Below are 10,465 nucleotides of genomic sequence, written 5' to 3' on the forward strand. Positions count from 1 at the left end.
CAAACAAAAACTCCCTCTCAGAAGTGCCTTCTCAGGCTCTAAATCAAGGGAGTTGCTGGCGGAGAATGGGGGATTCGAACCCCCGAGGGCTTGCACCCAACCAACTTTCCAAGCTGGCGCCATAGGCCACTAGGCGAATTCTCCGAGGGAGAGTTTAGCCCGAAAACAGCCTGTGAAACCAAGAATTTTGAATCTCATGATTGGCTAGCATGGTTGCAAAGCCTTGATGGGCAGATAGTGGGATTCAAAGATGAGCCTTATTGGACACTGGATTGATGGTGCCGAGGTAAAAAGCAACTCTGGTCGCTTAGGTGACGTCTATGACCCAGCTCTTGGTGAAGTCACAAAGCAGGTTGGCTTTGCTAACCAAGCTGAAATTCAGAAGACCATCGCATCTTCCAAGGCCGCATTCCCCGCCTGGAGAGATGCCACCCTGGCAAAACGTCTGGGCATCATTTTCAAGTTCCGCGAGCTACTCGATGCTCGTAAGGGTGAGCTTGCAGCCATCATCACCGAGGAGCACGGCAAGGTGCTCTCGGATGCGATGGGTGAAATCACTCGCGGTCAAGAGGTAGTTGAGTTTGCCTGCGGTATGCCGCAGATGCTCAAGGGCGAATACTCCGAGAACGCCTCAACCAACGTTGATGTTTATTCGATCAAGCAGCCTTTGGGAGTGGTGGGAATCATCAGCCCATTCAACTTCCCAGCGATGGTTCCAATGTGGTTCTTCCCGGTGGCAATCGCAGCCGGTAACTGTGTGGTGCTAAAGCCAAGCGAGAAGGATCCTTCCGCGGCCATGTGGTTGGCGAAGCTTTGGAAAGAGGCTGGTCTTCCGGATGGTGTATTCAATGTTTTGCACGGCGATAAAGAAGCAGTAGATGGGCTTTTGACTCACCCAGATGTGGCATCGATTTCGTTTGTTGGATCTACTCCAATCGCTCAGTACATTTACGAAACCGCAGCCAAGCACGGTAAGCGAGTGCAGGCACTGGGTGGAGCAAAGAACCACATGTTGGTTTTGCCAGATGCTGATCTTGACCTGGTTGCAGACTCTGCAATCAACGCCGGATTTGGTTCGGCGGGCGAGCGCTGCATGGCAATCTCCGTTGTGGTTGCAGTTGAGCCTGTGGCCGATGACTTGATTTCAAAGATCGCTTCGCGCATGTCGCAGATCAAGGTTGGCGACGGCCGCCGCTCTTGCGACATGGGACCGCTAGTGACCAAAGTTCACCGCGACAAGGTTGAGTCATACATCGAGATCGCAGCCCAGGATGGCGCAGAAATTGTGGTGGATGGTCGAGGTGTGGTTGCCGATGGTGCACCAAATGGTTTCTGGCTAGGACCAACCTTGATTGACAAGGTGCCACTGTCCTCCAAGGTCTACCAAGAGGAGATCTTTGGTCCGGTGCTGTCGGTGGTTCGAGTGGGAAGCTACCAAGAAGGTCTGGACCTTATCAACTCCGGTGCTTTTGGAAATGGAACTGCAATCTTTACCAACGATGGCGGAGCAGCCAGAAGGTTCCAACACGAGGTTGAAGTCGGCATGATCGGTATCAACGTGCCGATTCCAGTGCCGGTTGCTTACTTCTCCTTTGGCGGTTGGAAGCACTCGCTATTTGGAGATTCCAGAGCACATGGCGAAGAGGGCTTTAGATTCTTTACCCAGACCAAGGTCATCACATCACGCTGGCTTGACCCAAGCCACGGTGGCATCAACCTGGGCTTCCCACAGAACTAGTTGGGATAACGTAACCGCCTGGATTCACGCTCGGGTGTACTCGAGGCTAATCTGCCGTAGAATTTGAGGCGACTCCTCGTGTGGCGTCACCTTGGCTAATCCCCCAGGACCGAGAGGTAGCAAGGGTAACTGAGCTCTGGCGGGTGCACGGGGAGTCGCTTTATTCACACACCTTCCCCAAGACAAATCAATGTCTGATTTGGGGGTTAGGCTTGGGGCGTGACTACCGCTCTCTACCGCCGCTATCGCCCAGAATCCTTTACGGAGCTGATTGGGCAAACTCAGGTTGTAGAGCCACTGATGTCTGCACTTCGAGCAGACCGTGTAAACCACGCTTATCTTTTCTCCGGCCCTCGCGGTTGCGGAAAGACCACCTCGGCAAGAATCTTGGCTCGCTGCCTAAACTGCGCGGAAGGTCCAACTGATACTCCCTGTGGCAAATGCCCATCTTGCATTGATCTATCGCGCGGCGGTTCAGGTTCGCTAGATGTTGTTGAGATTGACGCTGCCAGCCACAACGGTGTTGATGATGCTCGTGACCTCAGGGAGCGAGCAATCTTTGCGCCGGCTCGCGACCGCTACAAGATCTTCATCCTCGATGAGGCCCACATGGTCACCACCCAGGGTTTCAACGCACTACTAAAGATTGTCGAAGAACCACCTGCCCACGTGAAGTTCATCTTCGCCACCACGGAGCCAGACAAAGTCATTGGAACAATCCGTTCCCGCACTCACCACTACCCATTCCGCCTCGTGCCACCGGGGGAGTTGCTGGAGTATTTGACCTCGGTATTGGAGTCAGAGGGCTTTAGCGCAGAAGGTGGCGTAATGCCGCTTGTGGTTAGAGCATCTGGCGGTTCGGTGCGAGATGCATTGAGCTTGTTGGACCAGCTAATCGCCGGTAGCGACACTAAAGAGATTGCCTACGCGCGAGCAGTGAACCTCTTGGGTTTCACTCACGATCAGCTGATGAGCGAAGTAATTGATGCCTTTGCTGAGATTGATCCGGCAAAAGCCTTTGCTGCGGTGGACAAGGTTATTCAATCTGGCCAGGACGCTAGACGATTCTTGGAGGATCTTCTTGAGCGCATTCGCGATTTGATGCTGGTCTCATCACTCGGCGATGCAGCTCGCGCAATCCTTAGGGGCCTAGGTCCTGAGCAGTTTGATATCTTGACCATTCAGGCGAACCGCTTTGGTCTGAATCAGCTCACTTCGGCTGCGGAAGCCACTTCAAAGGCACTGGCTGACACCTCTGCGGCATCAAACCCAAGGCTTCAGCTTGAACTGCTTTGCGCAAGAGTGCTAGCTCCTGCCATCGAAGCTCCGGTAAAGCGCAGCGTGGAGCCAGCACCAGCTAAGGTTCAGGCACCAGCTCCAGTAAAGACCACTGCACCAGTCGAAGCTGCACCCCCAGCAAAAGCTCCAGCCGTCAAGGTTGAGGCTGCACCTGAGCCAGCTGCTAAAAAGTCAGAGCCAGTTGCCCAAGGTCCCCTAAGCACAGCGTCTTTCAAGAGCGGATGGCAGGACATCCTGGATGCACTTGCCAAGAAGTCACGCTCGGCATGGGCGGTTGCTTTCACCACGAAGGTTTTGGATTTTGAAGGCGATGTACTAACTCTTTTGTTCCAGTCACAGCGAGATGTAGATGCATTCAAGATCTCACAGGGCGCTTCTGAAGTTCTAAGAACTGTCATCAAGGAAAAACTTGGTGTGGTCGTGAAGTATCGCGCGAAGGTTGCCGAGCAAGCCCCAGCTCCTGTCACCGCTGCGGTGGTTGAGCCAACGGCTGCAGAAGAGTTTGTTACCGAAGAAGAGATTGAAGCTCAAGAACCGGTTACCGAGGTCATCCAACAGCCGGTGGCTGCTGAGGATGAGCAAGCAGGGGAGTTCTTCCTGCGAGAAGTTTTGGGCGCCACTCCAATCAAGGGTGACGAGAACTAATGTACGACGGCATTGTTCAGGAACTTATTGACGAGCTTGGTCGCCTCCCGGGAGTCGGTCCTAAATCTGCCCAGCGCATCGCTTTCCACCTAATCGAATCTGACCTTGAATCGGTGAACAAGTTGGCCGATGTGCTTCGAGAGGTAAAGCAAAAGGTTCGCTTTTGCGAGATCTGCGGAAATGTTTCAGAGAACCAAAAATGTGGCATCTGCGTTGACCCTAAGCGCGATTTGAGCGTTATCTGCGTGGTTGAGGACTCCAAGGACATCAACGCAATTGAGCGCACCAGAGAATTCCGCGGTAGCTATCACGTACTCGGTGGAGCTATTTCACCAATTGCCGGAGTTGGCCCCGACCAGCTTCGCATCAAGGATTTGATGAAGCGTTTGGCTGATCCTGGGATCAAGGAAGTCATTTTGGCAACCAATCCAAATCTTGAGGGTGAGGCAACTGCCACCTACCTAACCAGGCTCCTCGGTGCCATGGAAATCTCGGTCACCAAGCTCGCTTCCGGTCTTCCAGTGGGTGGCGATCTGGAATATGCGGACGATATGACTTTGGGCAGAGCCTTTGAGGGTAGACGCCGAGTCAACTAGAATTGGGGGCACTACCACGGAGGTAGAATCCCCCTTTTTTCCAAGGAGAGCCCCTTGGCACTAATCGTGCAGAAATTCGGTGGGTCTTCCGTCTCTGACGCTGAGAAGATCAAGCATGTAGCTGCGCGCGTTCTAAAGACTCAGTCAGAGGGCAACCAGGTTGTAGTTGTGGTTTCAGCAATGGGCGACACCACCGATGAACTTATTGATCTGGCGGATTCGGTATCGATTCACCGCGGTAGCCGTGAAATGGACATGCTGCTAACCGCGGGCGAGCGCATTTCAATGTCACTGCTTGCAATGGCCATCCAGGAAATGGGTGGCAAGGCCAAGTCTTTCACCGGATACCAGGCTGGTATCTCAACCGATTCCAACCACGGCTCTGCTCGCATCTGGAAGATTGAACCAGCAAGAGTAAAAACCGCTCTAGATGCTGGCGAAGTTGCCATCGTTGCTGGATTCCAAGGCTTCTCATTTGAGACTGGTGATGTCACGACCTTGGGTCGCGGTGGATCTGACACCACGGCGGTTGCCCTTGCAGCATCGCTAAAGGCCGATGTCTGCGAGATTTACTCGGACGTTGACGGTATTTACACTGCAGACCCACGCGTGGTTCCAAGAGCACACAAGCTGTTCCAGATTGACATTGATTCAATGCTTGAACTCTCCTCATCCGGAGCCAAGATTCTTTACATTCGCGCGGTGGAGTTTGCTCGCCGTCACTCGGTACCACTTAGGGTTCGTTCAACCTTTAGCCTTGACCCGGGCACCCTCGTTTACACCAACCAGCCAGGAGATGAAGTGGAAGAACCAGTCGTTTCAGGTGTTGCATCAGATGACACCCAGTCCAAGATCACCGTGGTGGGATTGCCAGACCGTCCAGGTAAGGCGGCCGAGGTGTTCCAGGTGGTCGCAGAGTCGGGTGCGAACATCGACATGATCGTTCAGAACGTTTCAACCACTGAGAATCACCTGAGCGATATCTCCTTCACCCTGCTGCACGTTGACCGTCCAAAGGTTGTTGAGGCCCTCAAGGCCAAGCAGGCCGAGGTTGGGTTCCAGTCGGTCTCATACGATGACGAGGTCGGAAAGCTTTCCATTGTTGGAGCTGGTATGAAGACCTCATCCGGTGTTTCCGCCAAGTTCTTTGGCGCGCTTGCTCGCGCTGGTATCAACATTGAGATGATTTCAACCTCCGAAATTCGCATCTCTGTGGTTACTCGTGCAGATCAGCTCAAAGAAGCTACTCGCATCGTCCACACCGCCTTCGATCTTGACGCCGCTGACACCGCAGTGATCTACGCCGGTTCTGGAAGGTAGCTAATGTCAAAACCAAATCTTGCACTAGTTGGAGCAACCGGAGCCGTTGGCACCGTGATGATTGACATCATCAACGCACGAGAGAACATTTGGGGCGAGATTCGCCTGATTGCATCTCCACGTTCGGCTGGTAAAGAGATTATGGTTCACGGCACCCCTCACACCGTTGTTGCCCTGAGCGAAGAAGCATTCGATGGCATCGACATTGCAATGTTCGACGTCCCAGACGAGGTCAGCGAGATCTGGGCTCCAATTGCTGCCGCCAAGGGCGTTGTCGCAGTTGATAACTCAGCAGCTTTCCGCATGAACCCTGAGGTGCCACTTGTGGTTCCGGAGGTCAACCCACACGCGGCCAAGTCTCGTCCACTGGGAATCATCGCAAACCCTAACTGCACCACCTTGACCATGATGGCTGCTCTTGGTGCTCTGCACCGCAGGTGGCAGCTAACCGAGTTGGTCGTATCTTCCTACCAAGCAGTATCTGGCGCTGGTGCTCCTGGAATTGAGCGCCTGCAGCGTGAGATCCAGGCCGTTGCCAACAACCAGGATGCCGGTTTGGTTTCAGACAATGTGACCGCAACCGTCAACGCTCACGGTGCCCCGCTTTCTGATTCACTTTGGCCGGTGCCAATTGCGCTAAACGTGATTCCTATGGCTGGTTCGCTAAAGGAAGACGGACACTCCTCCGAGGAGCTAAAGGTCCGCAACGAATCTCGCAAGATTTTGGGCATCAAGGATCTAAAGGTTGCTGCCACCTGCGTTCGCGTTCCAGTTCAGGTTGCGCACTCGCTGTCCGTGCACGCAACCTTCGCCAACCCGCTAACCGCGGATGAGGTCCGAGCAGAGCTTGAGAAGCAGCCAACAGTTGTAGTGATGGATGATCCAGCGAATGGCATCTACCCAACCCCAGCACACGTTGCCGGTCAGGACCCAACCTTTGTCGGCCGTATTCGCCAGGCCCAGGACTTCCCAAACACCATTGACCTGTTTGTGGTTGGAGATAACTTGCGCAAGGGTGCTGCACTTAACACCTACGAGATCGCCGAGCTAGTAGCTGCGGAGCTTGGCTAACTAATAGTTAGAAGCGTTGCAGTTGGCGGGCAGAACAGTCTGACCGGTGCAAATATCGAGCAACCCATGCCACCAGAAACGTGTAGCAAGCTCTGTTTGTCTCCAAACTCCCAACCGCTAACACCTTGGGCGTATTCGGTTGGCAAATCACAGTTGGTGACCAAAGCTTTTGAACCCGGCAAACAAACCTGACCACCGTGAGTGTGTCCGGCAAAGATCACACTGGCGTCTTGGTTTGTGAAGGCCTCGATTACTCGCAGGTATGGCGCGTGGGCAACACCAATCAAAAGATCGGCTTCGACAAGCGAGTGCTTTTGTATCGCTAGCGAATCAAGATCATCAAGGTTTTCATGAGGATCGTCCAGCCCCATAAATCCAAGTTTTGTGCCCGCTACATCAAGTAATCCAGACTGGTTGTTGAGATCCAGCCAACCAGCACCTTTGAGCTCCGAGGTGAAGCGTTTGGTGTCTAGATCAACTTCGTTGCGCACCTCTGATGGCCCCTGGAAATAGCTCAGCGGATTTCTAAACTTTGGTGCTCGGTAATCGTTTGAACCGTTCACAAAAACACCAGGGAAGTCAAAAAGTGGTCTAAGTGCGCTCAGGCAAGGGTTTATCGCGTCTTTGTGCCCTAGGTTGTCGCCGGTGTTTACCACTAGGTCAGGGTTCAGACCCGCTAGTTCTTTTAGGAAACCCGCCTTTTTGTTTTGCCCAGGCGCAAAGTGGATATCGGAAATGTGAAGCACTCGAATCGGCTTGTCCAAGCCGATTGCAAGCTCTACCTCTCTAAGCGCAAATGGCCCAGCGTTACCGGCTAGCCACATTGGTTCGGTATCAAAACAATCGCGCTGTTGGCACTAATCTCTGAACCTGCTGCTGGCAGGGTGCTGTTGGCAACGCCTTCGGCAAGAGCCGGATCACATTGCTTTAGCTGGCTCTGACTGGACTGCGGCAAAGAAACTGTGAAGCCCATAGCTTCTAGGTTTGCCTTCGCCTGGTTTAGTTCTAGCCCACGGACGTTTGGAACCAATTGCTTGCCGCCGGCTGATATAAAGACCTTCACAATCGAACCGAGTGGGAGGGTCTGACCGGCGGCTGGAATTGTGTAGGCAACGGTGCCGGCAGGGGCGGTTGAGGAAACCTCACTCTTTTGGATCGCGATGTTTAGCTGTGCTCCGGTGATGGTTAGCTTGGCTGTCTCCAGATCGATACCAGTGGTATTTGGAATTGTGATCATGGTGGCTGCGGTGTACTGCGGCAGCGCGGCAGGGAAATCTTCGCCTACGTAGCGTTTGTTGACCTCGGTCATGATCGCTTTCCAGATCGAGTGTCGAATGGTTGAGACTGCTCGCCCATTGATGCTCTTGGAAGACTGTGTGGTTAGACCAGAGACATTTCCGACCCAGGTTGCGGTTGCGACCTTCGTAGAGAATCCATTCATCCAGGTGTGGATGCGCTGGTCCGTGGTACCGGTCTTGCCAGCAAGCGGAGTGCCATCGCCTGGGTTTGCAGCAGCACCGGTTCCACCGGAGACTACGCCACGCATGGCTTCAATCATGGCGTGCGCAATATCTGGGCTGACTGCTTGTGAGCAGATGGTCTTTGGTACTTCAAGTTCTTCGTTGCTGCCTCTAAGGATCACCTTGTCGATTGCAACCGGGGAACAGACGGTTCCATTATTTGAGATTCCCGCGTAGGCAGCAGCCATAGTAAGTGGCGCAATTTCATTGGTCCCCAAGATGGTTGCCGGTACGTACAGCAGCTCAGTACCATCCGCGCGGTGCACGCCAAAAGATGCCGCGGTGTCACGAATTCCGCAGAGGTCAAGTTTCGACGCCATGGCCGCAAATGCAGTGTTCTGCGAGGTCACAACGGCCTGACGAACGCTTAGGTCATCGATGGTCTGGTCTCCGGAGTTATTGACCTCCCAGAGTCCAACCACGCCACCACAGCTGGCGCGGAAATCTTTCTCCACGTTCCAGATCTTTACCTTGTCGGCTGCGCCATCAAGGTCAACGTCTTCTCCGGTGAAGATTCGACCGTCAACGTGATCTCCGAGGGTATAGCCGTTCTTTAGCCATTCGGCCAGAGTAAAGACCTTGTAGGTCGATCCAGGCTGGAAGCCAGAGGAGCCACCAAAGGGCTTGTCGGTATTGAAGTTCACCGATGTGCGGCCAGGCTCTGGATTATCAGATTGGTCGAAGAAGCGGTTTTGGACCATCGCCAGCACTCGTCCGGTGCCAACCTCAACCGACACCGAGGCAGTTCCAAAGGCCCACTCGTTATCGCCAGGTAGTTGATCCATGGTGGCATTGAAGGCCACCTCTTGAACATCTAGGTCCAGGGTTGTGTAAATCTCAAGTCCACCGCGACGAAGCAGCATTTCACGGTCTTCCGCAGTCTCACCAAACTCGGTTGAGTTACGAATTGTCCAAACCGTAAAGTCACAGAAGAAAGCGCTTGATTGATTTGCTTCGCAACCCTGTCGGGTCTTGGTGATTTTGGTTTGAATCGGAGACTCTTTGTAGCCATCGGCCTCGACCTGTGTGATGAAGCCCTCATCAGCCATCGCTTGAATCACATAGTTCCTGCGACCGATGCCGCGCTCTAGGTTCTCAGAGTTATCTGGCTTGTAATCATTTGGGGATTTCAGCATGGCGGCAAGATAGGCAGATTGCGGCACATTTAGGTTCTTGGCACTGGTGCCAAAGTAGTACTGGCTAGCGGTTTCAACGCCGTTGATCTGGTTTCCTAAGAACACTAGGTTCAGATATCCGGCGAGGATTTCCTTCTTTTCCACTTCGTTTTCCAAAGCGATAGCTAGTCGAATCTCACGAAGCTTTCGACCGACAGTTACCTCAGTCGCGGCCGCAATTGCCTCAGCATCGCCAGTTAGATTCGCTACCTCCACCTGAGACTGGCGGACGTACTGCATCGTGATGGTGGACGCACCAGGACCTTCACCGAAGGTGGCTAGGTTGGTCAGGGTTGCTCGTAAAAGCGAGATGATGTCCACACCACCGTGCTCATAAAATCTTGGATCCTCAACCGCGATGACGGCGTTGATTAGGTTGGGGGAGATCTCCTCAAAAGGGACCTCAATGCGGTTCTCGTGGTAGAAATCTGCCATCTTGACCGGCTTGCCATCGCGTAGCGCATAAATGGTCGAAGCCTGGGAAGCATTTACTGGCTTGATGTAGGCGGGTAGGCCTTCAAATAGGCCAGCACCGGTAGATGCTGCGACACCTGCGACGGCTGCCATCGGAGCCAAGATTGCTACCGACAACACACCGGCTACTGCACTGAGTAAGCCAAACTTCAGTAAGTTGGTCAGCGCGGATTGAGATTTCTTTCCGGACATAGACTCTAGGTTACCTGTCCCTTGCTGAAACGGAGCTGTTAATGACTAAGTGGGAATACATCACAACCCCCCTGCTACTTCACAAAGAAACTCAGATATTGAACACCTGGGGTAACCAGGGTTGGGAGCTAGTTCAGGTGACCACAGGGCCGCAGGGTGGCCTAATTGCTTTCTTCAAGCGTCAGGTGCAGGCATGACCATCGAGCAAAAGCTAGCCGATCTAGGACTCGAGCTACCAAACGTTGCAACTCCAGCTGGTGCCTATGTTCCAGCTGTGATCTCGGGCAATCTGGTGTTCACCGCCGGCCAGATTCCTCTGGTTGATGGTGTCCTGATGGCGACCGGCAAGGTTGGAAATGAGATTTCTCCGGAGTTTGCCAAGGAGATTGCTCAGCGCTGTGCCCTAAATGCGCTGGCTGCAATCAAGAGCGTGCT

Annotated in this window: 8 protein-coding genes, 1 tRNA gene, 1 other RNA gene and 1 pseudogene; 8 read left to right on the forward strand and 3 right to left on the reverse strand. The window is 53.5% G+C overall.

The annotated features are described in order from the left end of the window. Positions 1–56 precede the first annotated feature (56 nt). Positions 57–144 (reverse strand) — tRNA-Ser (locus AC128V_RS05060). Between the two features lie 106 nt (positions 145–250). Between AC128V_RS05060 and AC128V_RS05065 the strand changes: the two genes are divergently transcribed. From AC128V_RS05065 to AC128V_RS05090, 6 genes and pseudogenes are all read left to right on the forward strand, one after another. Beyond that, on the forward strand, positions 251–1,738 hold the full coding sequence (locus AC128V_RS05065; RefSeq protein WP_482763597.1) for a CoA-acylating methylmalonate-semialdehyde dehydrogenase: 1,488 nt from the start codon (positions 251–253) through the stop codon (positions 1,736–1,738). A gap of 67 nt (positions 1,739–1,805) precedes the next feature. Beyond that, positions 1,806–1,901: signal recognition particle sRNA small type (gene ffs, locus AC128V_RS05070), an RNA gene on the forward strand. Positions 1,902–1,957: 56 nt separating this feature from the next. Next, positions 1,958–3,385 (forward strand): annotated as a pseudogene (dnaX, locus tag AC128V_RS05075) (DNA polymerase III subunit gamma/tau); the annotation flags it as partial. A 296-nt stretch (positions 3,386–3,681) separates the two neighbouring features. Beyond that, positions 3,682–4,278, forward strand: coding sequence for a recombination mediator RecR (recR, locus tag AC128V_RS05080; RefSeq protein WP_482763598.1), 597 nt, complete (start codon positions 3,682–3,684; stop codon positions 4,276–4,278). Positions 4,279–4,332: 54 nt separating this feature from the next. After that, positions 4,333–5,598 (forward strand): aspartate kinase, encoded by a 1,266-nt coding sequence (locus tag AC128V_RS05085; RefSeq protein ID WP_482763599.1) that lies wholly within the window; start codon positions 4,333–4,335, stop codon positions 5,596–5,598. 3 nt (positions 5,599–5,601) lie between these two features. After that, positions 5,602–6,669 carry an aspartate-semialdehyde dehydrogenase gene (locus tag AC128V_RS05090; RefSeq protein WP_482763600.1) on the forward strand — a complete coding sequence of 356 codons (1,068 nt, stop codon included), beginning with the start codon at positions 5,602–5,604 and terminating at the stop codon, positions 6,667–6,669. On the opposite strand, the gene AC128V_RS05095 is transcribed toward AC128V_RS05090, so the two are convergent. Together AC128V_RS05095 and AC128V_RS05100 are read right to left on the reverse strand one after the other, a co-directional pair. Next, positions 6,666–7,493 carry a metallophosphoesterase gene (locus AC128V_RS05095; protein ID WP_482763601.1) on the reverse strand — a complete coding sequence of 276 codons (828 nt, stop codon included), beginning with the start codon at positions 7,491–7,493 and terminating at the stop codon, positions 6,666–6,668. The genes AC128V_RS05090 and AC128V_RS05095 overlap by 4 nt on opposite strands. Further along, the gene (locus AC128V_RS05100; RefSeq protein WP_482763602.1) at positions 7,484–10,030 is read right to left on the reverse strand and encodes a transglycosylase domain-containing protein; all 2,547 of its coding nucleotides are present in this window, start codon (positions 10,028–10,030) and stop codon (positions 7,484–7,486) included. The genes AC128V_RS05095 and AC128V_RS05100 overlap by 10 nt, the downstream gene beginning before the upstream one ends. 41 nt (positions 10,031–10,071) lie before the next feature. Between AC128V_RS05100 and sp36 the strand changes: the two genes are divergently transcribed. Continuing rightward, positions 10,072–10,227: a Sp36 family protein gene (sp36, locus tag AC128V_RS05105; protein ID WP_482763603.1), complete on the forward strand. Its 156-nt coding sequence runs from the start codon at positions 10,072–10,074 to the stop codon at positions 10,225–10,227. Then, positions 10,224–10,465: RidA family protein (locus AC128V_RS05110; RefSeq protein ID WP_482763604.1), on the forward strand; the 242-nt coding region annotated here is incomplete at its 3' end. The genes sp36 and AC128V_RS05110, both read left to right, overlap by 4 nt.

The organism is Aquiluna sp., from assembly GCF_965064355.1.

Bases quoted from the DNA above. Each gene is read 5' to 3' on its own strand.
- AC128V_RS05090 (WP_482763600.1), top strand. From the start codon at position 5,602: ATGTCAAAACCAAATCTTGCACTAGTTGGAGCAACCGGAGCCGTTGGC.
- AC128V_RS05095 (WP_482763601.1), bottom strand. From the start codon at position 7,493: ATGTGGCTAGCCGGTAACGCTGGGCCATTTGCGCTTAGAGAGGTAGAG.
- AC128V_RS05100 (WP_482763602.1), bottom strand. From the start codon at position 10,030: ATGTCCGGAAAGAAATCTCAATCCGCGCTGACCAACTTACTGAAGTTT.
- recR (WP_482763598.1), top strand. From the start codon at position 3,682: ATGTACGACGGCATTGTTCAGGAACTTATTGACGAGCTTGGTCGCCTC.
- AC128V_RS05065 (WP_482763597.1), top strand. From the start codon at position 251: ATGAGCCTTATTGGACACTGGATTGATGGTGCCGAGGTAAAAAGCAAC.
- sp36 (WP_482763603.1), top strand. From the start codon at position 10,072: ATGACTAAGTGGGAATACATCACAACCCCCCTGCTACTTCACAAAGAA.